A 21636-nucleotide genomic window follows, 5' to 3' on the forward strand; every position below is an offset into this window, starting at 1 on the left:
TGTTTCCTGGTCATGGTTTCCAGGGGAGGCTGTTCCCGTTGCGGGTTACCATTCCTGCGTTTCCTGGATGGTTCCGTACGGGACATCGGGGTGGAGCTGGAGCGTGAAGTCCCGGGGGGAGCGCCGGGCAACGAGGATCCCTTGGCGGCCGCAGAGCGGGGCACGTTCGGCGAGGATGGTCACGGCTTTGTCCAGTTGTTCGTCTAACTGGCTGCGTTTCTGGACCTGAACGTGGAGGAGGTCTTCATGTGATGCATTGGTATACATGGTGGTCCTGTAGGGGTGGATCGTTGTCGGGCGGGTGGAAGGGGCGGAACCGAAGAGGTCCGCCCCTTCCACCGGCGTCGGATGGTTACTTGAAGAGGGCGTTGACCTTTTCGTTGGTCTCGGTCAGGCTGCTGGCGTCCTTCTTGCCCGACAGCACAGCGTCCATTGCCGGCGCCATGAGGCCATCGACTTTTGTCGCGTTCTCGGTGATGGTGAAGAGGAAGGTCGTGCCGTCCTTGACGTGGGTGGTGAAGGCGTTGACGTTGACGCCCTTGGCCTCGAAGGCCGCGGCGGCCTTTTCGGAGGAGCTCTTGGCGGCGGGGAAAACTACGCCCTTGGAGGCTACGACGTCCTGGCAGTCGGTGGAGGCGAGGTATTCGACCCACTTGACGGAAGCAGCCGGGTTCTTGGTGCCGGCCCAGATCGAGTCGGCCAGGCCGTTGAACATGGACGCGCGCTTGCCGTTGGGTCCCTTGGGTGTCGGGGCGATGCCGGCTTTGATGCCCTTGTAGCTGGTGTACTGGCCGATCATCCAGGAGCCGTTGACGTTGATGGCGGCCTTCCCGGCCCCGAAGATGTCTGACATGCTGGCGCCGACGGTGGTTTCAAGCTTGGGCATGTAGCCCTTGTCGACCAGGCCGGCCCACCAGGAGATGGTTTCCTGGAACTTGGGGTCGTCGTAGTTGAACTTGGTGCCCCAGGGGTTTTTGTCGGTGTGGGTCCAGCCGGTGGTGCCGGTGAGGTAGCTCCATTCGGCCTGGCCCTGGCCGGAGCCCGCGCCGGCGAGGCCCATGCCGTAGACGGCGACGTTGTTCTTGTCGAAGCCGGCTTCGTCGCCGCGTTTGCCGTTCTTGTCCACGGTGAGGTGGGCGATGGCCTTTTCGTAGCTGCCGCCGTCTTTCGGGTTCCAGTCCAGGTTGGCCATCTGCTCGGCGGTGAGCCCGGCGGCGTCGGTCATGGCCGTGTTGTAGAACATGCCCACGGTGTCCCAGTCCTTGGGCAGGCCGTATCGCTTGCCGTCCTGGCCGACCCAAAGGTCGGCGAGGCCCTCGTTGTAGATGTCCATGTCGAGCTTGTCGTTCTTGACGGCGTCGTCGAGGGGGAGGAGCTGCTTCTTCGAAGCGATTTCGGGGTACTTGGTGAGGTGGTTCGTGAAGACGTCCGGGGCGTTTCCGGCGACGAATCCGTTGGTCAGGGTGGTCCAGTAGTCGCCATAGCCGCGCTGGGTGATCTTGACTTTGATGTCGGGGTTGGCTTTGGTGAAGTCGTCGGCGCACTGTTCGTACGCGGGGAGCTGGTTGGCGTCCCAGAGCCAGTAGTTGATTTCGCCCTTGGCCTCGGTGGAGGTGGTGCTGCCGCCGCTGCAGGCGGAGAGGGAAATGGCGATGGCCGCGGCGGTAGCAACGGCGCCGATGGTTTTCTTCATGATTGACCTTTCGAGGAGGGCTGAGCTTGCCCGGGTGGGGTGTGAGGGGAGAAGTGGTTGGAGTCTGCGGCTTATTTGATGCCGGAGAAGCCGATGGAGTTGACCACCTTCTTGCCGAAGGCGATGAACAGGATGATGACCGGCAGTGCGGCAACGATGGTGGCTGCCATCAGCCCGGACCAGTCCGGGGCGCCCTGCGGGGACTGTGATTTGAAGACACCCAGGCCCACGGTGAGGACCCGGGCGTTCTCATCATTGGCGACCAGCAGTGGCCAGAAGTACTCGTTCCATTGCCCCACGAACGTCAGCAGCGTGAGGGTGGCCAGCGGGGCGGCTGCATTCGGAAGCACGATCTGGAAGAAGATGCGCCAGTGCTTGGCGCCGTCGAGCTTTGCTGCTTCCTCCACTTCGCGGGACATGCTGAGGAAGAACTGCCGCAGGAAGAAGATGGCGAAAATGGACATGAACAGGAAGGGCAGCGTTAGGCCGGCGAACGTGTTCAGCAGGCCCAAGTTCTTGATGAGGAGGAAGTTGGGCAGAGCGGTGAAGATGCCCGGAATCATCATGGTGGCCAGGAACAGGGCGAAGACTTTTTCCCGTCCGGGCCAGCGGAGCCGGGCGAAGGCGTAGGCGGCAAGGGCGCTGAAGAAGACCTGGGACGCTGTTGTTACGGTGGAAAAGAGGATCGAGTTGCGCAGGTACACCCAGAAGTCGATGGCTGCACCGGAACCGCCTTCGGCGAGGGCTTCCTCGGTGGACTGCATTCCAAAGACACGCTTGAACGCGCCCCAGGAGAAGTCTGCCGGCAGGAGGTTCGTGGAGTTGGAGGCCAGCGATCCATTGGTGGAGAACGCAGTACGAATCATCCAGAGGAACGGGAGGATGGTGGCGATGAGTGCAAGGACGACTAGCGCCCAGGCACCGATACGGCGCCAGTTGGTTGGTTTGCGGGTAAGGGTTTGGGTAGTCATGGCTGGGATTCCTTAGTCCAGATCCGATTCATTGCCCTTGAGGAACTTCATCTGGATGAAGGCCACCAGGGCGAGGATCACGAAGAGAACGACGGACAGGGCCGAGGCGTAGCCGAAGTCCGATTCGGCGAAGGCCTTTTGGTAGATGTACATCTGGATGACGCGGGTGGCGTTGACCGGGCCGCCGTTGGTGGTGATCGCGACGGTATCGAAGACCTGGAAGGAGCCGATGACGCTGATTACCAGGACCAGTGCCAGGACCGGGCGCAGCAGCGGCAGGGTGATGCTCCAGAACGTCCTCGTTGGCGACGCGCCGTCCAGGGAAGCCACTTCGTAGACATGCTGGGGGATGGCTTGGAGGCCGGCGAAGATCAGCAGGGCGGTGTAGCCCATGTGCTTCCAGACGTTGACGACGGCGATAGTTGGGATTGCCCACTGTTCGCTGCCGAAGAAGGCGACGCGGGGAAGCCCTATCCAGCTGATGATCTCGTTGACGATGCCGATCTGGTAGTCCAGCATCCAGAACCAGAGCAGGGCCACGACCACATTCGCGACAAAGAACGGCAGTAGCAGCGCGCCGCGGACAAAGGTTGATTTCGCCACACCGTGCATCAACAGCGCCAGGCCCAAGGCGATGGCGAACTGCAGGACCATGTTGAGACCCACGTACTGGAGGGTCACGGCCATCCCGTTCCAGAAGAGCTCATCCTTGAAGATCGCCGTGTAGTTGTCGACGCCGATCCATTCGGGCTCGCCGAGGATGCTGTACTCGGTGAAGCTCAGGTAGACGCCGCGGACGGTAGGGACCAAGCAAAAGGCCACGAGACCGATCAATGCCGGGAGGATGAACAGCAGCGCGACCTTCAGGTCGCCAAGGCGGCGGACCAGGCTCTGCTTGGGAGCTTTACCGGCCTTGGGCCGCGGGGCCGGACCGGACTTGCCCCGATGTTTGGTAATGGTGGTCATCTTTGATCCCTCTCCTGTGAGGTAGGTAACAACTGACCGCTACTCTACGCGCGTTGCAGGAAATAATGCAACCACTTCCCTTCAAATCAAAGGTTTATCTGGACATCTTATAAAGATGTTGACGCGCGTAGATTTTTACCGCATGCTTTTTCCATGACTTCTTCAATTGGAATCGTTGGTGCAGGACAGTTCGCAGGCGTATTCGCCAAACTCTTCGCTGCCCACCCCGGAATCTCAGACATCTACTTCACCGACCTCATCACTGAGCGTGCAGAGGCACAAAGCAGCATCCTCGGCGCGACAGGGACGTTGGACAGCTTTGAGGCAATGCTTGAAAGCGACGTCGACGCCGTAGCAATTTTCACCCAGCGCTGGACCCATGGGCCCCTGGTGGTGCAGGCCCTGCGGGCCGGCAAGCACGTCTACTCCGCTGTCCCCATGGCGATCTCCGAAGCGGAGATCGCAGAAATCATCGAGGCGGTCCGGGAGACCGGCCTGACCTACATGATGGGTGAAACCAGCTACTACAACCCCGCCACAGTATTCGCCCGCAAGAAACAGGCCGAAGGCGCCTTCGGCCGGATCTTCTACGCCGAGGGCGACTACATCCACGACATGGACCTCGGCTTCTACGACGCCTACCAGTACAGCGGCGGAGAAAACTGGAAGAGCACTGCCAGCTACCCGCCCATGCTCTACCCGACCCATTCCGTGGGCGGTGTGCTCGGAGCGACCGGCTCCCACGCCGTGAGCGTGAGCTGCATCGGCGTTAAGGATCAGCGTCAGGACGGCGTCTTTGACCGCGATGTAAGCATGTTCGACAACGACTGCTCCAACGCCACCGCACTCTTCGAAATGAACGACGGCGGCGCCATGCGGATCAACGAGATGCGCCGCGTGGGCTACCCGTCCCACATCCGCGAATCCCGGTTCCGCTACTTCGGCACCGAGGCCAGCATGGAGCAGCTCGCGCTGGTCAGCGTCTGGCAGGACAAGCACACTGTGACAGACATCAGTGGTGAGCTTGAGACTCAGGCCACCATGGACATGGATGACCCCATGTTGGCCAATGTGGCTCCTGCCTTGCGTGATGCCTTTGTTTCCGGCATGGCGTCAGTGCACGACACCGGTCGCCTGCCGGCGGAGTTCCGCGGCCTGCCCAACGGCCACGAGGGCAGCCACCACTTCCTCGTGGACGACTTCGTCACCGCCATGAACACCGGCACCCTGCCTCCGGTCAATGCCTGGGAAGCGGCCCGCTACACACTTCCCGGCATCGCTGCCCACCAGTCGGCCCTGCGCGGCGGCGAACGCCTGCCGGTGCCCGACTTCGGCGACGCCCCAGCAGAGCTGCCCCGCCCGGCACTCCGCGAATCCGCCAAGTAATCGCCGCTAGCATGGTTGCCATGCCGCACCCCACCTCACAAGCCAAGCCCACCACACGCGACGACGTCGCCCGGCTGGCAGGGGTCAGCCCCGCCGTCGTCAGCTACGTCGTCAACGGCGGGCCCAGGGCCGTTTCTCCTGCGAACGAGGCCAAGGTGCGGCAGGCAATCAGGGCGCTGGGCTACCGGCCCAACGCGGCAGCCCGGGCACTTGCCTTGGGTTCCAGTGAGATGCTCGCCATGATCGTCTCCGATGCCATGAATCCGTTCTACGCCTCGCTCGCCCGCGCCGTCGAAAACGCCGCGGCCGAGCGGGGCTACACCCTCCTGCTGGCGGACTCCCAGGACTCGCTCCGCACAGAGCGCCGCCTCATCAAGAACTTCGCCGCACGGAGGGTGGACGGCCTGTTCCTCTGCAGCCTGCTGTTCGAACCCGATTTGATGGATCTTGAACAGGCAGACATCCCCGCCGTGCTCCTGAACCACGCCACCGACCTCGCCACAGCAGGCAGTCCCGCCGTCATGAAACACGGCGCGGGAGGCCACGGTCCCAACTCCGTCGGAGTGGCCTTCCAAGACGGGGCACGCATGGCGGTCGAGCACCTCATTAGCCACGGCCACGAACGCATCGGGCTGGTCATGGGCGGCAATGCCGACAGTGAGCTTGACGCACGCGAGGTCGGATGGCATCAGGGGATCCAGGATGCCGGCCTCACGGAGGGCCCCATCGTTAGGGCACCGTTCAACCGCGAGGGTGGGTACCGTGCCGGACAGGAGCTGCTGGCCCGCAGCGAGCGGCCCACCGCCGTCTTCGTCAGCTCCGACCAACAGGCCGCGGGTCTCCTCTGCGCCCTCCACGAGGCCGGCCTCCGGCTACCGGAGGACCTCGCCGTGTTCTCCTTCGACGGCGCGCCCGAATCTGAATACACCTGGCCCCGGCTCAGCACAGTCGCCCAACCCATAAAAGACTTGGCGCAGGCCGCCGTGAACGCTCTCCTAACTCCGGAGCCCGGACAGGAAACCCAAACCAAAATCTTCCCGGCCGAGCTGGTACTGCGCGCATCCTGCGGCTGCCACTGACACATACACAGCCTCTCCGGCTGCGCTAAAGGCGATCACCTGCCGGAGGGGCCGGCATTCCCAACACTGGGAGAACCCGCCCCTCCGGGGCCGACGTCCGTACGCAACCGCCCACCGGCGAGTGCGTTCCTTGCTGCCCGGAACTCACCCGGCAGCCGCCGCGGCTGCCACCTGCCCGCGGCGTACCCCACCGATTACCCCTTAGGCACCCAACGTCATGACTGCCATTCACGCCCACGAGGATGACATCTTCAGGCCCGCCATCCACTACACGGCCAAGAACACGTGGCTGAACGACCCGAACGGACTCGTCTACCACGAGGGCATCTACCACCTCTATTACCAGAACAACCCCTTCGGGAACGTTTGGGGCAACATGTCCTGGGGCCACGCCACCTCGGTGGACCTGGTCAACTGGGACGAGCAGCCCGTGGCCATCCTCTGCGACGCCGAAGAGGACATCTATTCCGGCAGCATCGTCATCGACCAGTACAACACCAGCGGCCTCGGAAACGGAACCACCTCCCCACTCGTGGCAATTTACACGAGCGCATACAAAGACAGTTCAGCCCGCCGGGGCACACAGGCCCAGTCCCTGGCCTGGAGTTCCGACGGCGGTTACACCTGGACGAAGCACCAGGGCAACCCCGTTCTTGACAGGAATTCCGCAGATTTTCGCGATCCGAAGGTGTTCCGCTACGACGGTTCCCCCGGCAGCTATTGGGTCATGGTGGCCGTCGAAGCCGAGGAGCACAAAGTGGTCATCTACAGCTCCGATAACCTTCGGGACTGGCACTACCTCAGCAGCTTCGGACCCGCCAACGCCACCGGCGGCGTCTGGGAGTGCCCTGACCTTTTCCCCTTGCCGCTGGACGGCGACGAAGAGCAGACCAAGTGGATTCTTACCGTGAACCTCAACCCCGGAGGGCCCAATGGCGGGTCCGGCGGTCAATACTTTGTCGGCCACTTCGACGGCGTGGCCTTCACCTCCGAAACAACCGTCACCGACGGCGGCAGCCAAACGGACGAGCTCGACGCCTACCACTGGCTCGATTGGGGACGTGACTACTACGCGGCCGTCTCATTCAACAACGCACCCGATGGGCGCCGTCTCATGGTCGGCTGGATGAACAACTGGCAATACGGCGCCGCCATCCCGACCTGGCCATGGCGCAGTTCCATGTCACTCGTACGCGAAATGTCCCTGGTCACAGACCACGGCCAGCCCCGCCTGGCCCAACGGGTCGCCGACGAATACCGAACCGGCAACTCACTGTCCGTGAACACCTGGTCCGCTCTTGCACTAGATGAAGGAATACGCCACCTGCACGCCGGAGCACCGGTAGAGATCATCGAGGTGACCTTCATCCCGGAATCCGCAGAGGAATTCGGACTCATCATTCGAGGCAACGGCACCGACGGCACACGCATCGGCATCCGCCCCTCCACCAACCGGCTCATCATGGACCGGACTAGCTCCGGCAACACAGAATTCCATGACGCATTTGCTTCCACCGATACAGCCCCACTGAAACCGGCCCCGGACGGCTCCTACACTCTCACCCTCTTCATCGACCACTGCTCAGTGGAAGTCTTCGCCCAAAACCGCCAAGTCACCATGACAGGCCTTATATTTCCCGGGCCGGACAGCACCCGCCTGTCCCTCTACGCCAAACGAGGGACCGCCACCGCCCCCAGCCTGAAAGTGACGCGCCCCGCGGGACCATCAATGCGAAACGCAGAGCCATTGGTCCTGAGTCGGTAGCGATTAATGACCAATGAGTGGGGCTTCCAAGGCTCAGAGTGTGCCTTCGGTGATGCCGGCACGCCCCCAAACAAGGACGTCTTTGCAGTAGTGCAGACGGCTTCTGACATTCCGTGCAGACGCTGAAACTGACAACCTGACGTCAGGCACCACTCGAAGTGGCTGTCAGAATAGGATCCGAAGTTCCATTTCTAGGCATACCTTTTGGAAAGTCTTAGGTTCAATCCTGACAGCTTCGGTGAATGCGGGTGGCAGGTCAAAGAATCGGGTATACGAGGGTCAGCACGCTGGACCAGAACGAACAGCGCCAGCTCGACGGCCAAGCCGTGGACCGGATTTTTAGCGACAAGGCCTCCGGTCGCGACACACTCCGGCCCCAATTGGCCGAACTGCAGCGCTTAACTCGCGACGGAGGCACCGTCGTGGTCCATGGCATGGACCGGCTCCCCCCAACCTTGATGACCTGCGTTCCGTGGTCCAGGCCTGACCTGTAAAGGCGTGCGCGTGGAGTTCGTCAAGGAACAGTTGGTCTTCACCAGCAAGGACTCCCCATGGCCAACCTCATGCTCTCGGTGATGGGCACCTTCGCCGAATTCGAGCGCGCCCTTATCAAGGAACGCCAGCGTCAGGGCATCACTCTGGCGCAACAACGAGGCGCCTACCGCGGACGCAAGAAGACCCTCACTCCGAGAGCGGGCCGCCGAGCTCGTACATAGCCGAGGGAGTTCCAAAATCCACTCTTGCCCGCGACTACCTAATCAGCCGCGAAACGAGGTTCCAATTCCTGCGCCAAGCCAAGCTTTGACACGTAAAACTCTGCCGCACCATGCTCCCAGAGACAGTCGGAACTAGTTCCGCGCTCCAAAGTGGATAAGTGCGGTGCCACCGCCGGAGACAAGTTTCAAATCAGAAACTACGTGGACCAACTCAGCCAAGAGCGACGCAGAATCGTGGAGTATTCGCGTCGTCGCAGTCCAAGGCAACGAGTGGTGAGGACTAGCGCTTGCCCTTCTTGCGTGAGCCTTTGCCGCGGCCCTTGTCCGGATTCGGGGCGTAGCGCTGGGCCACCTTCGGCTTCTTGACGGCAGGTCCGCGACGGTCCGGTTTCGGTTCCTTCTTGGGCTTTTCCTGCTGGGCGGAGGGCTGCCGGGAGCTCGCGGCGGTGCGGCCGCGGACAATCCCGATGAACTCCTCGATGATGTCGTCCGAGGAATCGCTGGGCCAGGCCAGCGCGATCTCCGTGACCGGGGCACCCGTCAGCCGGCGGGCCACGGTGTCCTTGACGTTGAAATGCCTGGCCACGGACATGGGCAGGATCACCAGGCCCGCGCCGGACGCCACCACCTGCATGGCCGCTTCCGGGCCACCCATTTCGGCGACGTCCAGGAACGTCTCTGCCGACAGGTCGGCCAGGGCCACTTCCTCAAACACCGAAATCTCGTGCCCCTTGGGCGCCACCACCACGGGCTGCTCCTCATACAGGGGGATCACGTTGAGGCCTTCCCGTTCCACCGGAAGCCGGACAAAGCTGAGGTCCGCGGAACCGTCACTCAAGACGGAAAGCTGGGCGCCGTCGTCGGACATAAACGACTCCAGCGGGATGTCCAGCACGCGCTCTTCCCAGCGGCGGATCCACTTGCCCGGGGTCACGCCGGCCACATAGGCGAAGCGGAGCACACGGGGCGCCTCCTGCTCCGGCGATTCGTCGGGGCTGGCGTTCTGGGGGGATTCATTGTCTGCGGGCACGTCTTCACAGTACCGCCCGCGCGGCCCCGCAATGCCGGAACTGGTGCGGGGTTGGCTCAGGACTGGTACCGAGGTGGTGCTGTATTGGTGCCTTTCAGGCAGGCAGCCAGATACCCTTGAACCATGACCTCTGCAAACTCCCAGTCCATGAAGCCGGCCACCGTTGCCAAGAAGCTTGGCATCTACCTGCCGGCAACACCGCAGGAGTTCCAGGATTCAACCATCAGCCGCGCCGACTTCGCCGAACTCCAGGCCAACCCGCCGGAGTGGCTCGCGGAGCTCCGCCGCAACGGCCCGCACCCCCGCCCCGTGGTGGCCCAGAAGCTGAACGTCTCCATCAGCGGCCTGGCCCGCGGCGGTGTTGAGGAAGCGCTGACGACGGCGGAAATCACCGCGCTGCTGCAGGCTCCCCCGGCCTGGCTGGTCGCCGAGCGCTCCACCCACGCCGCCGTCCGCACTGAAGCCCAGCGCGTCAAGGACGAGGCTGCCAAAAAGGACGCCAAGAAAGCCCGCGCCCAGGCCGAGTAACTCCCGCTGGCTGAGTAGCCAGCGCTTTTCCTAGGCTTGTTCGCGGATCCGAACCTTCACGATTCGGATCCGCGGACAGGCCTTTGTTGTTCCTTTCGTTGCCAATCGTAGAACAAGGGCTACATCAAGCGGAGAATGCAGCCATGGACAAGGTAGGGGTTCGGGAACTCAAACAAAATCCGAGGGCTGTCATTGAGCGGGTCGAGCACGGAGCCACTCTAGAAATAACCCTCCAAGGCCGTGCGGTTGCAGTGATCTCACCTGTAACGCATCGCAAGAAGTGGACTTCAGCCGCTGAAGTGGCCATTGCCCTGAAGCTTGCCGAGCTCGGCGCAGACCAGACCGGATGGCTGGTGGAACATGAAGAATCAAGAGATGCCGATCCCCTGGTTGATCCGTGGACAACCCCGTGATCCTCCTTGCCACGAATGTCCTGATCGCACCACCGGCCGTGTGGCCGGCCGGCTCGGTACTCGGCTCGAGCATCATCTCGCTGGCGGAGCTCCAATTCGGAATCCGATCGTCAGCGTCTGAGGAGATCCGCCGGAACCGGGTGCACCGCCTTGCCGTCTGGCGGGAACTGATGGACTGGATTCTCTTTGACGAGCATGCCGCCGAGAGTTATGGCGAGCTGGCTGCGCGGGTCAAGCGCCTGAGGCCCCAACATGCCAGGAGTAAGGACATAATGATCGCCGCGCAAGCCCACTCTCTTGGCATCCCGTTGATCACCCGCAACGCAAGGGACTTCGAGTTGGTCGAAGATGTGGTGGAGATCCTGGAGGCAGGCGACTGAGTGCGGAACTGACAATCCAACCCATTCCGGGCCAGGTGGAGTCGGTTGAGCATGTGTCCAAGACCCGCCGCGATGGCCTCGGGTACGACATCCTGTCCTTCGAAGAGAGCGGAAAAGAACGGCTCCTGGAGGTCAAAACCACAAAGTCGCGCGCCGAGACGCCGTTCTTCGTGTGCCGCAACGAATTACAGCTTTCCCAAGAGCAGGCTGAGGTCTTTCACCTCATCAGAGTCTTCAACTTCGGCCCCGCACCCCGCTGGTACCACCTGCCAGGCAGCATCCATACCACGTGTGAACTTCAGGAAAGCACATTCCTCGCCGCGCCGAAGGCCGGCTAATCAGTCCTGGTGCAGTTGCACGAAGTTGCCGCACCGGTCGTCGAAGACTGCACTGATCCCGGACGGATCCTCTGACGGTTCGCCCTGGAAAGTCACGCCGGCAGCCACCAGCCGGTCGTATTCGGCCTGCACATCCGGAACCCCGAACGTGATGGCCGCGATCCCGGCGTCGTGCAGGGCATTCATGTAGTTCGCGCCGATCGGGTTGTCGCTGGGCTCCAGCAGCAGCCCCACTGATCCGGCGTCAGCACCGGGATCCTTGATGATGAAGAGGTTGTACTCGGGCATCGCCATCAGGGTCTCGAACCCGAGGGTCTCCGTGTAGAACGTGTGGGCGGCGGCCGGATCCTGGACATGGATGCTGCACATTTTCAGTCTCATGGTCCCAAGCTACCGGCCCGCGGCAGGTGCGGGAACCTCCAGCGCGGATTCCCCGCCGGTGCAGGAGGTCCTGCCATTGACCCCGGTGGCCGGAGGGGCTGCAATGGAAGGAGCAACCCGGAATCCTGGGCCGGGCCTGACGCGGGGAGGTGCCGCAGTGCCGGCATTTGCAGAATCCGTCCTGTTTGGAGCATTGCAGCTGAGTTTCTGGGGTGCAGTGCTGGTGTGCGCGGTGGCTGCCACCGTCCTGGCTGTCCGCCGGCATTCGACGCCGGCCCCTGCCGTCCGCGCCCCGGACCCCGTGTTCTGGGACGTGTTTATGGGCTCTGCCGTGGCGCTTCCGGCCATCCTTATTCCCACGCTCGCGTCACCCTGGTTTGGGGTGGTCCTCGCCGCGCTGGGCGCAGGGGCGGGCGTGGCCGCCTACCGGGGCAGCCCCCAGATCCTGGCGTGGCAGGAACGCCGCCGGCAGCTGCGGCTGGACCGGCCCGTAAACACCGCGGCGCAGGCTGAACATGACGCACTCCTGGCCCGGTGGAGCCGCTATGAACTGGACCCTGCCAGCTGCATCGACTACCCCGCCATGACGGATGTCCGGCTGCCCGAAACGTCCGCGCTGATCCGGGCCATGAGGGAGGCAGAGCAGCTGCGGGCGGTGCCGCACCAAGGGTACGCTCCCGCCGTCGTCCGCTTTGGCGCTGCCCTTGCCGCGGCGGAACGTGCTGCCGGGATCCCCGCCGGAATCACCGCCGTCGGACATTAACTGCTGTGTCGCCGCCACTGGAGTCCGGCCGCGGGGCGCCGTAGCATCCGAGGATGGAACCCACAGAAGCGGACGTCCGTGACCAGTTCGGCAGGCGCCTGGAGGATAAGGGGGCCTGGCGGCAGGCCATCACCCTGGAAGCTGCCGGGGAACTGACGGCGCGGTGGCTGGAGGGCCATAGCGAATACCAGGCCGCCACCTTTACGGTCCGCTACGACGACGAAACAGAACCGATCGCCACCGAGCTTGCCGCCCTCAACAGGAACGGGCTGTTCACCAAGGAGTCCCAGCCTGGTCTCCGGACCGGCAGCTCCGCCCAGCGGCAGTACGTGACCGGCTTCTGCAGTGCAGAGGCGGCCGTGGAGCTCCTGGCCCTTTCCACCCGGACTGAGCTGGTGACTGTGGCGCACGCCCCGGGCGAGGCCAGCAGCGCCGCCATCCCGGTAACGCTCGACGGCGACGAGGTCGTTACCGTCCTCGGCTCCAGCGAGACTCCGGTGCAGGAAGAGCAGATCCAGGACTGGGCGGAGGAAACCAACGAAACGCTGGCGCTCCTGCTCGCCGACTCCTGGTACGTGGAAATCCTGGATCCCGTCTGGGGCCGCAATGACGTGCTGCTCCCGGCCGTCCTCGCAGCGCTGACAGTGGCGCCGTAGCCTACGGTATTTAGTAGTCGGAGTTTCCGGCGTGAGCGCAGGGGTCGGCCGTGCGGAACCTCCAACAGCTAAATAGAAGGGCGGCCTGTGGGCGGCGTTGTTTCCGGAATCCTGATCGTCTCCGTCGTCATTGCCGTGGGCTATTTCGCGGCCCGACTGCGGATCCTAGGGCCGGAAGTCCAGGGCGCGCTGACCCGAACCGCCTACTACGTCACGAACCCGGCGCTGCTGTTCACGGTGGTTGCCGGCAGCGATATCCGCGCCGCCCTGGGAACCGATGCCCCGCTCGCGCTGCTCTCCGCAGCGATAGTGGGGCTTCTCTATTGGCTGGCGAGTTTCCTGTTCTTCCGGCGCCCTGCTGCTGAGACCGCCGTCGGCGCCATGGCCAGCAGCTACGCAAACGCAAACAACATCGGTATCCCGGTGTCCCTGTACGCCGTGGGGACGGCGCAGCACGTGGCGCCCGTGCTCCTGGTCCAGCTCCTGGTGATGGCGCCGTTCTACCTGACTGTCCTGGGGCTTGTCTCCGGTAGAAAAATCTCGTGGAAGAAGATGCTGCTGCAGCCGTTCGGCAATCCCATGATCATCGCGTCCGCATTGGGCGTGGCCGTCGCCCTCACCGGCTGGACCGCGCCGGACCTGCTGCAGAAGCCGATCGACATGCTGGCCGGCGGGGCCGTGCCCATGGTCCTGCTGGCCTTCGGCCTGTCCCTCGCCGGCCGCGCGCCGCTGCAGAAGGACGACGGCCGGACCGAAACCCTCGTGGCAACGTTCTTCAAAATCGCCGGGATGCCGCTCACTGTATGGGTTCTTGGCCGCTTTGTCTTCGGGCTGGAAGGCCAGCATCTCCTGGCCAGCGTGATCATGGCTGCACTTCCCACCGCCCAGAACGTGTTCCTCTTTGCCTCCCCCTACGGCCGCGGCATGACGGTAGCGCGCGACGTCATCCTGTGCACCACCGTGCTGAGCGTGGTGGCACTCCTGGCCGTCGCCTGGTTGGTGGGATAGCGACGGGGCAGATCTTCCAACTGTCCCACCGGACGTCCAAAAACGGGACCGACGAGTGGCACTGAATGTTTCCGCGCGTCGTTGCGTTGACCTCCGTCGTTGTTACCGCATAGTGGACCCAAACCCTCGATTGACTTCATTTCCAGCGATCGAAGCCTGTCGTCGAATAGCGATGACAGGCGACAAATTAGATGGAGATCGCATGACTGCCGAACAGCCCGTTGGTCGGTCGGGTTCCACCGGGATCGACGTGAGTAGTTCCCGGTGGTGGAGCCTCGGGCTCGTGACGGTGGCCGGGGTGTATTCAATCGGTCTTGCTCTTCGCCCGGGTGAGGACTTCAGTCCGTTCGTGGACGGATTCCTTGCCCTGCTAACGGTCTGGGTTCCCGCAGCGGTCGGATGGCTGGTGGTTCACCGCACGAAGTGCAGGCGACTGGAGATGATCCTCGCTGCAGGGGCAATATCCTGCACGGCTGCAGGGGACACCTATTACGTCCTAATGTCTGCTGGCGGCGCGGATGTGCCCTTGCCCTCCCCTGCCGACGTGGGCTACACGGGCTTCTACGTGTTGATGCTGGCCACCCTGGCCGTGGTCATACGGCGTCGCCTGCCAGACATGACATGGCCCGTCGTCCTCGACGCCGTCGTCGGGGCCCTGGGGGCTTCAGCCGTTCTCGCGGTGGTTCTGGATCCCATCCTCAGCGCGGTCCTCGACGGCCCGCGTTCCCTGGCCATGGCTCTCGGCGCCGCCTATCCCCTGTTGGATCTCCTCCTGGTGGCTGCGGTGATTGGGATCACAGCCACCACAGGACGCAGCATCGGACGGGGATGGGCCCTGTTGGTCCTGGGACTGTTCACGTTTACCGGCGCCGACATCGGCTATGCCCTGCTGGAGTTAGACAGTCTCTATGTCGTCGGAACCCCCCTGGACGCTTCATGGGCGCTGGGCCTCGCCATGATCGGCGCCTGGGTTGTTATGCAGGGCCGCAATGAGCCGCTGCGCAGGGAGACCTTTACAGTTCCGTCCCAGGCTGTTCCTGCCCTGGCGACTGTCGCGAGTCTGTTTGTTTTGATTTTGGGAACGCAGGTACGCGTGGCCCTGGTCGCTGTTGTCTTGGCCAGCTTGACTCTGGCGCTGGCGGCGCTGCCGCTGGTGTTCCGGCAGCGGATCCGGCTGGCCGACATGCGGCATCAGGCTCGCACTGATGAGCTGACCGGGCTTCCGAACCGGCGGGCCCTCTACACGGAGGTGCCGAGCCGTCTTGCCTCAAGCGGGCGACGCCGTAGTGCAGTGCTTCTGCTGGATCTCGACAAGTTCAAGGAGATAAACGACAGCCTCGGCCACGACGTCGGCGACACACTCCTCGCCCAGGTCGCCGGGCGTCTGTCCGGGCAGCTTCGGTCTGCCGACCTGCTGGCGCGAATGGGAGGCGACGAATTCGTCATTCATGTCGATAACTGCGGTGTTGACGAGGCACGGGCTGTTGCCGTGAAGTTGAGGGCGGCACTGGCCGAACCATATGATCTGGGCGGTGTTACGGTGCACGTCAATGCCAGCATTGGCATTTCGTGTCACCCGGACCAAGGGCAGGACTTGACGATGCTGCTGCGTCGGGCTGACATGGCGATGTACAGGGCGAAGTCGACGCATAGCGGGCACTTCGTTTACGACGGCGGCGAGGTCACCTCCGGCCTAAAGCAGACCCACCCCCTGCAGACGCTGAAGGACGCATTGAGTGAAGACCAACTGCTCCTGCACTTCCAGCCAAAGATCGATCTCGACACGGGGGACGTCCGCGGCGTGGAGGCCCTCGTCCGCTGGCAGCATCCGGACTTGGGGCTTCTGGAGCCCGATGATTTTCTGCAACGGTTCGAGGAAGCCGGACTCATGCCGGGCCTGACGGGCGTCGTCCTGGGCAAGGCCATGGACCAAGCGGCAGCCTGGGCGGCAGAGGGCCAGCCGCTGACCGTGGCAGTGAACCTCTCCGCACCTTCAATCATCGACTCGGGCTTGCCGGCCCAGATTGACGCCATGGCCTCCGCACACGGATTATCACCCTCCGTCCTCGTAGTGGAGATCACGGAAGACCTGTTGGTGGCTGACCGCGACCGCGCCTGCAGGGTGCTGGCCACGCTGCGCGCCATGGGCGTCCGGATCGCCGTCGACGACTTCGGCAAGGGCTACAGCTCCCTGTCCTACCTGCGGGAACTTCCCATCGACGAACTCAAACTCGACAAGTCGTTCATCCTGTCCATGACCGAAGATTCCCGCGCCACGGCCCTGGTAGTTTCAACCATTGACTTGGCCCACAGCCTCGGACTGGACATGACCGCCGAAGGAGTGGAAAACGCAGACGCATACCGCGCCCTCAGCGACTATGGCTGCGACGTGGCACAAGGCTTCTTTATGTCAAAGCCCGTTCCCGCCACCGAACTGGACGCATGGCTCGCCGACCGACGTCAACAACCACGGACGGGCCCTTTTTCCATTCTCTACCCTGACCGGACTGCCGAAGGCGCGCGCCGCACACCCTGAAAGTGCAGGGGCCGGCATACTTGTGATACAAGTTGGATACTTGTACTCTAAGTAGGAGGGCAATGCAGCCCGGACAGCCTGCTTTCGAGGAGCAACCATGAGTACCGTCGATGTCATCCGGCACGTCAAGCTTTCCACCGCGCGGCTGCCGCTGGCCGTCCCCATCAGCGACGCCAAGGTGTTCACCGGCCGCCAGAAGCCCATGACCGAAGTGGTGTTCCTGTTCGCCGAGATCACCACGGAACTGGGCCACAGCGGCATCGGCTTCAGCTACTCGAAGCGCGCCGGCGGCCCAGCCCAGTACGCCCACGCCAAGGAGGTCGCGCAGGGACTCCTCGGCGAGGACCCCAACGACATCGGCAAGATCTACACCAAGCTGCTTTGGGCCGGCGCCTCCGTGGGCCGCTCGGGTGTGGCCACCCAGGCCCTGGCCGCCATCGACATCGCACTCTACGACCTCAAGGCCAAGCGCGCCGGCCTCTCTCTGGCCAAGTTTCTGGGCGCCTACCGGGACTCCGTCCAGACGTACAACACCTCCGGCGGCTTCCTCAACGCCTCCCTCGAAGAGGTCAAGGACCGCGCCACGGTCCTCCTGGAGGAAGGCCTCGGCGGCATAAAGATCAAGGTCGGCCTGCCGGACAGCGCCGAGGACCTCCGCCGCGTGGCCGGCATCCGCGAACACATCGGCTGGGATGTTCCCCTGATGGTGGACGCCAACCAGCAGTGGGACCGGGCCACCGCCCTGCGCATGGGCCGCCAGCTGGAGCAGTACAACCTCATCTGGATCGAAGAGCCGCTCGATGCCTACGACTTTGAGGGCCACGCGCACCTCGCCAACGTCCTGGACACCCCCATCGCCACGGGCGAGATGCTGGCGTCCGTGGCCGAACACAAGGACCTCATCAACGCCAACGGCTGCGACATCATCCAGCCGGACGCACCCCGCGTCGGAGGCATCACCCAGTTCCTGCGCCTCGCCGCCCTCGCGGACGAACGCGGACTTGGCCTGGCGCCGCACTTCGCCATGGAGATCCACCTGCACCTCGCCGCGGCGTACCCGCGGGAACCGTGGGTGGAGCACTTCGACTGGCTGGATCCGCTGTTCAACGAGCGCCTCGAAACCAAGAACGGCCACATGCCGGTCCCGGACCGTCCCGGCCTGGGCGTGACCCTCAGCGACCAGGCCCGCGCCTGGACCACCGAGTCCGTGGAGTTCGGCGCGTAACCTTGAACGCATGAGCCGGAACCTGACCGCGGACCTCGCCGCCGACCTTCGCACCCGCATCGTGGACGGCGTGATCCAACCCGGCGACAAGCTTCCCAGCGAGAATGCGCTGATGGTCGACTTCGGCGTCAGCCGCACTGTGGTGCGCTCGGCACTGACGCGCCTCCAGGCCGAAGGGCTGGTCGAAACCGAACGCGGGCGGGGAAGCTTCGCGTTGACCCCGCCCGACGAGGGCCCCCAGCCGGTTCCGGGCAGCCGACCCGTCGCCAGCGTTGAAGACCGCCTCCACGTGCTGGAATTCCGGCTGGGAGTGGAGTCCGAGGCTGCGGCCCTGGCCGCCCGCAACCACTCCGACCGCCAGCTCCGGGTGGTCAATGCTGCCCTGGAACAGTTCGCCGCCAGCGCCGACCACCCCGGCCACGCCATGAAGGCCGACTTCGAGTTCCACCGCGCCATCGCGGCGGCCTCCGGCAACCCTTTCTACTCAGATTGCCTGGCCGCACTGGGCCAGACGATGATCGCGATGCCGCGCACCCGGCTGCTCACCGGCGTCGAACATTACGCCCGGGACCACTTTGACCAGGTGGTGCACGAGCACCGGTCCATCGCTGCCGCCATCGCCGACGGCGATGAGACCGCCGCCTCAGCCGCCATGCGCAGCCACCTCGCAAATTCCCGACGGCGGTTCACGGCTTCGGTACGCCCGCCCGCTTAGGCCCCTCCCGCACTCAGCGCCGCTCGCGGCCGCGGGCCAGCACCTGGCCTTTGAAGAACTCAGGCCGCAGCCGGGACATCACCAGCATGATCACCACACCCAGCAGGATCACGCCCATGCCCAGGATGAACACCATCCCCACCCCGCCCACGGATGATCCGGAGCCGTACTCGGGGTCCATGGAATCACTGGCGGTCTTGAAGAACATCACCAGCAGGATGACTCCACCCAGGAGCGGCGCCAGGAATTTGAAGAAGAAGGCGCGGCCATTGGTGAACGCCTGCGCCCTGAAGTACCAGACGCAAGCCAGGGCGGTGATGCCGTAGTAGAAGCAGATCATCATGCCCAGCGCGGTGATGGTGTCCCAGAGTGCGTTCTCTGAGGTGGTCCGGGTGATGACGTAGAAAGCTGCGGCGGCAACGCCCGCGGCGATCGTGGCGTAGCTCGGGGACTTGAAGCGCGGGCTGACCTTGCCGAAGCGGCCCGGGAGTGCCTTGTAGTGACCCATCGACAGCATGGTCCGCGCCGGCGACACAAACGTGGACTGCAGCGAGGCGGCCGAACTGCTCAGGATGGCCAGGGACATCAGAATGGCGAACGGTCCCATCACCGGCCCGGAGAGGACAGCAAAGATGCTCGACTGGTTGTCCGGATTCCCGGCGCCCAGGCCGGTTTCGCCCACCCCTGCAAAGGACAGAGTGGCCAGCGCAACGGTCATGTAGATCGCCACGATCACTATTACGGTGACGGTTGCCGCCCGTCCCGGAGTCTTCTCCGGATTCTTGGTTTCCTCGTTCATGGTCAGAGTGACGTCCCAGCCCCAATAGATGAAGATGGAGAGGGAAACCCCGGCAGCAAAGGCTGAGAAGGATCCGACCGCGAACGGGTTAAACCAGTCCGGCGAAATGGCGGTCGCATCAAACGCCGAGCCGTTGGCCACGTGACTGAAGGCAGCTACAGCAAACCAGCCCAGCACCAGCAGCTGGAACGCCACCAATACATACTGCACGCCCTTCGTTGCCTCCATGCCCCGATAGGAAATCCAGCAAGCCAGGGCGATGAACACCAAGGTGGTGGCGATGTTCAGCGGCAGGTTCTTGCTCAGTTCGCCCAGTTCCGGGTTCCCGAACAGCTGGGCCAGCATGAGGTAGAAAAAGTCGACGGCGACCGCCGCCAGGTTGGACAGCACAATGATGGTGGCCGCAATCAGCCCCCAGCCGCCCATCCAGCCGATCCACGGACCAAAGGCGCGCGATGCCCACGTGAACGAGGTGCCGGCGTCGGGCATGGCATTGTTCAGTTCGCGGTAGCCGAACGCCACCAGGATCATGGGGATAAAGCCCACCAGGAAGATCGCCGGCAGCTGGACCCCCACTTCCGAAACCGTTGGCCCCAGCGCCGCGGTCAGCGTGTACGCAGGCGCGATGCAGGAGACACCGATCACGACGGCGCCCAGCAATCCCACCGCGCCCGCCTTCAGGCCCTTCCCGCTCAGGCCCTTTTCTGCCAGGCCCTGGTCCAGGCCGCTGGGTGGCTGTACTGTCACTTCTTTGGGACTCATGGCCTTGCCTCTCGTAGTTCATTCGACGCTGAATGGGTTGGAGCTCGTGCTGGTGTGCTGGTGCTGGTGCTGTCAGTCGACGGCGGCCGCGGCCATATGTGCCGCAGCGGATGCGCCCGCTTTGGCTGCAACGCCTGCCGCGTCCACGATGCGCGCCGCTGTGCGCTGGCCCATGCGGACGGCTCCGTCAACATGCTGGTAGCCCTCGGCGGCGAGGTCCGAGGAGCACCAGTAGATCGGGCCCACAGGAGTGTGCTGGTCCTTGCCGTAACGGTGCAGGCCGCCCAGATCGTAGCTCGCGGCGTACGCGCCCCGGGTCCATTCCTCGGAACCCCAGTCGGATTCGTAGTAGACCTCGGGTTCCAGTGCCTTGTCCCCCAGGAACCCGGCAATCGATTCCAGGATGGCGCGGCGGCGGTCCTCGGCACTCAGCTCGAAGACGGCGTCGGCCTTTTCATCCGAAACGAATCCCACCAGGGTTCCCCGTGAATCACCGTGGTTGGTGTTGTCGTAGACCTCCTGGACCAGCGAACCGGCACCGAAGCCTGTGCCGGAGAGCCCGTCTTCACGCCAGAACGGCGTGCTGTAGACGGCGTGGACCTTGATCACCAGGCCCAGCGACTGGTGCTGGTGCATCTGGTGCTGCCGCCGCGGAAGGGGCGGGTCAAACGAGACGCGTGAGTAAAGGTTCGGTGGCACCGCCATGATCACAAATCGCGCATTCACGGTGGCGCGCTCCGAGACAACGCTGACGCGGTGCCCGCCTTCCCCGGCATCCTCCCAGCGGACCGTGCGCACCGGACTGTTAAGTACGACGTCGGCACCCAGTTCCGCTGCCTGCAGCAGGGACACCTGCTGCATCCCGCCGATGACCCGCTTGTCCAGGATGAAGTCCTCGTCGGTGAGGTGACTGAAGGACCCGGCGGAGGCTGCCATCAGGACCGCCTGCAGTGCCGAAAACGCGTGCGCGGGCTTGGTGAGCATGCCGCCGGCGATGAACAGGCCAATGTTGTTGCAGGCCTCCTCGTCGTTGGAGTTCCGGCGCAGCCAGTGGTGGAAGGAGATGGTGTCCAGTTCACGGGCCTTGGGATGGGCCCACGGCTCGGTGGCGCCGATTTCCGCGGCGAGGCCGTCCAGAATGCCGATCAGCTTGTCCATTTCCGCCCCGGTGGCTGTGCTCACCGGGAAGGAATCACCGGTGTAGCGGGTTTTCTTCCCGTCGGCGCCGACGTAGACGGACTCGCCATCCCGGTAGCGGGAGTATGTCTTCAGTCCGAGCTCGTCCAGGAGGTCCAGCAGTACGGTCTGATCCGGGGAGACCCACTGGCCGCCGATTTCCAGCATGGCCCCGTCAATGGTGTCGGTCCAGGTTCGGCCGCCTACGCGGTCCCGTGCTTCCAGCACTGCCACGCTGAGGCCAGCCTTCCTCAGCTCGCAGGCAGCGGTGAGCCCGGAGGGTCCGGCGCCAACGATCACAACGTCACGGTCAAGATTCAGCATGATGTCCTCTCTATGGCCGGTCGAGT

21 protein-coding genes and 1 pseudogene are annotated in these 21636 nt (G+C 63.8%); 14 read left to right on the forward strand and 8 right to left on the reverse strand.

Going from position 1 to position 21636, the window contains the following annotated elements:
* Positions 1–45: 45 nt before the first annotated feature.
* From CXR02_RS01105 to CXR02_RS01120, 4 genes are all read right to left on the reverse strand, one after another.
* Positions 46–267, reverse strand: a complete 222-nt coding sequence (locus CXR02_RS01105; protein ID WP_104060305.1) for a hypothetical protein — start codon at positions 265–267, stop codon at positions 46–48.
* 85 nt (positions 268–352) lie between these two features.
* Positions 353–1693, reverse strand: a complete 1341-nt coding sequence (locus CXR02_RS01110; protein ID WP_104060306.1) for a sugar ABC transporter substrate-binding protein — start codon at positions 1691–1693, stop codon at positions 353–355.
* A 71-nt stretch (positions 1694–1764) separates the two neighbouring features.
* Positions 1765–2664: a carbohydrate ABC transporter permease gene (locus CXR02_RS01115; RefSeq protein ID WP_104060307.1), complete on the reverse strand. Its 900-nt coding sequence runs from the start codon at positions 2662–2664 to the stop codon at positions 1765–1767.
* A 12-nt stretch (positions 2665–2676) separates the two neighbouring features.
* Entirely contained in the window at positions 2677–3630 is a 954-nt protein-coding gene (locus CXR02_RS01120; RefSeq protein ID WP_104060308.1) for a carbohydrate ABC transporter permease, read from the reverse strand.
* 153 nt (positions 3631–3783) lie between these two features.
* On the opposite strand from CXR02_RS01120, the gene CXR02_RS01125 reads away from it, so the two are divergent.
* The 4 genes and pseudogenes from CXR02_RS01125 to CXR02_RS01140 all read left to right on the forward strand — a co-directional run bounded on the left by CXR02_RS01125 (position 3784) and on the right by CXR02_RS01140 (position 8576).
* Entirely contained in the window at positions 3784–5016 is a 1233-nt protein-coding gene (locus tag CXR02_RS01125) for a Gfo/Idh/MocA family protein (protein WP_104060309.1), read from the forward strand.
* A 20-nt stretch (positions 5017–5036) separates the two neighbouring features.
* Positions 5037–6095: a LacI family DNA-binding transcriptional regulator gene (locus CXR02_RS01130; protein ID WP_104060386.1), complete on the forward strand. Its 1059-nt coding sequence runs from the start codon at positions 5037–5039 to the stop codon at positions 6093–6095.
* A gap of 217 nt (positions 6096–6312) precedes the next feature.
* Positions 6313–7860 carry a glycoside hydrolase family 32 protein gene (locus CXR02_RS01135; protein ID WP_104060310.1) on the forward strand — a complete coding sequence of 516 codons (1548 nt, stop codon included), beginning with the start codon at positions 6313–6315 and terminating at the stop codon, positions 7858–7860.
* Positions 7861–8102: 242 nt separating this feature from the next.
* A pseudogene (locus CXR02_RS01140) lies at positions 8103–8576 on the forward strand (recombinase family protein).
* Between the two features lie 280 nt (positions 8577–8856).
* Here CXR02_RS01140 and CXR02_RS01145 read toward each other — a convergent pair.
* Positions 8857–9606 carry a LysR family transcriptional regulator substrate-binding protein gene (locus tag CXR02_RS01145; RefSeq protein ID WP_104060311.1) on the reverse strand — a complete coding sequence of 250 codons (750 nt, stop codon included), beginning with the start codon at positions 9604–9606 and terminating at the stop codon, positions 8857–8859.
* A gap of 123 nt (positions 9607–9729) precedes the next feature.
* On the opposite strand from CXR02_RS01145, the gene CXR02_RS01150 reads away from it, so the two are divergent.
* From CXR02_RS01150 to CXR02_RS01165, 4 genes are all read left to right on the forward strand, one after another.
* Positions 9730–10134, forward strand: a complete 405-nt coding sequence (locus CXR02_RS01150; RefSeq protein WP_056347429.1) for a DUF5997 family protein — start codon at positions 9730–9732, stop codon at positions 10132–10134.
* A gap of 143 nt (positions 10135–10277) precedes the next feature.
* The gene (locus CXR02_RS01155; RefSeq protein ID WP_104060312.1) at positions 10278–10547 is read left to right on the forward strand and encodes a type II toxin-antitoxin system Phd/YefM family antitoxin; all 270 of its coding nucleotides are present in this window, start codon (positions 10278–10280) and stop codon (positions 10545–10547) included.
* Positions 10532–10927, forward strand: a complete 396-nt coding sequence (locus CXR02_RS01160; RefSeq protein WP_104060313.1) for a PIN domain-containing protein — start codon at positions 10532–10534, stop codon at positions 10925–10927. The genes CXR02_RS01155 and CXR02_RS01160 overlap by 16 nt, the downstream gene beginning before the upstream one ends.
* Before the next feature lie 53 nt (positions 10928–10980).
* Positions 10981–11265 (forward strand): DUF3883 domain-containing protein, encoded by a 285-nt coding sequence (locus tag CXR02_RS01165; protein WP_181037090.1) that lies wholly within the window; start codon positions 10981–10983, stop codon positions 11263–11265.
* Here the strand turns inward: CXR02_RS01165 and CXR02_RS01170 are convergent, their stop codons facing one another.
* Positions 11266–11646, reverse strand: coding sequence for a VOC family protein (locus CXR02_RS01170; RefSeq protein WP_104060315.1), 381 nt, complete (start codon positions 11644–11646; stop codon positions 11266–11268).
* Between the two features lie 157 nt (positions 11647–11803).
* Here CXR02_RS01170 and CXR02_RS01175 point away from each other — a divergent pair, with 157 nt between their 5' ends.
* From CXR02_RS01175 to CXR02_RS01200, 6 genes are all read left to right on the forward strand, one after another.
* The gene (locus CXR02_RS01175) at positions 11804–12409 is read left to right on the forward strand and encodes a hypothetical protein (protein WP_258060653.1); all 606 of its coding nucleotides are present in this window, start codon (positions 11804–11806) and stop codon (positions 12407–12409) included.
* A 53-nt stretch (positions 12410–12462) separates the two neighbouring features.
* Positions 12463–13065 carry a hypothetical protein gene (locus CXR02_RS01180; protein WP_104060316.1) on the forward strand — a complete coding sequence of 201 codons (603 nt, stop codon included), beginning with the start codon at positions 12463–12465 and terminating at the stop codon, positions 13063–13065.
* Between the two features lie 87 nt (positions 13066–13152).
* Positions 13153–14073, forward strand: coding sequence for an AEC family transporter (locus CXR02_RS01185; protein WP_104060317.1), 921 nt, complete (start codon positions 13153–13155; stop codon positions 14071–14073).
* A 202-nt stretch (positions 14074–14275) separates the two neighbouring features.
* Positions 14276–16609, forward strand: a complete 2334-nt coding sequence (locus tag CXR02_RS01190; RefSeq protein WP_181037091.1) for a bifunctional diguanylate cyclase/phosphodiesterase — start codon at positions 14276–14278, stop codon at positions 16607–16609.
* A gap of 97 nt (positions 16610–16706) precedes the next feature.
* Positions 16707–17834 (forward strand): mandelate racemase/muconate lactonizing enzyme family protein, encoded by a 1128-nt coding sequence (locus CXR02_RS01195; protein WP_104060319.1) that lies wholly within the window; start codon positions 16707–16709, stop codon positions 17832–17834.
* Positions 17835–17844: 10 nt separating this feature from the next.
* The gene (locus tag CXR02_RS01200; RefSeq protein WP_104060320.1) at positions 17845–18549 is read left to right on the forward strand and encodes a FadR/GntR family transcriptional regulator; all 705 of its coding nucleotides are present in this window, start codon (positions 17845–17847) and stop codon (positions 18547–18549) included.
* Positions 18550–18562: 13 nt separating this feature from the next.
* On the opposite strand, the gene CXR02_RS01205 is transcribed toward CXR02_RS01200, so the two are convergent.
* On the reverse strand, positions 18563–20110 hold the full coding sequence (locus tag CXR02_RS01205; protein WP_258060654.1) for an APC family permease: 1548 nt from the start codon (positions 20108–20110) through the stop codon (positions 18563–18565).
* A 72-nt stretch (positions 20111–20182) separates the two neighbouring features.
* Entirely contained in the window at positions 20183–21610 is a 1428-nt protein-coding gene (locus CXR02_RS01210; RefSeq protein WP_104060321.1) for an NAD(P)/FAD-dependent oxidoreductase, read from the reverse strand.
* Positions 21611–21636: the final 26 nt, after the last annotated feature.

It is taken from the genome of Arthrobacter sp. 4R501 (assembly GCF_002929755.1).
Lineage (GTDB): Bacteria > Actinomycetota > Actinomycetes > Actinomycetales > Micrococcaceae > Arthrobacter.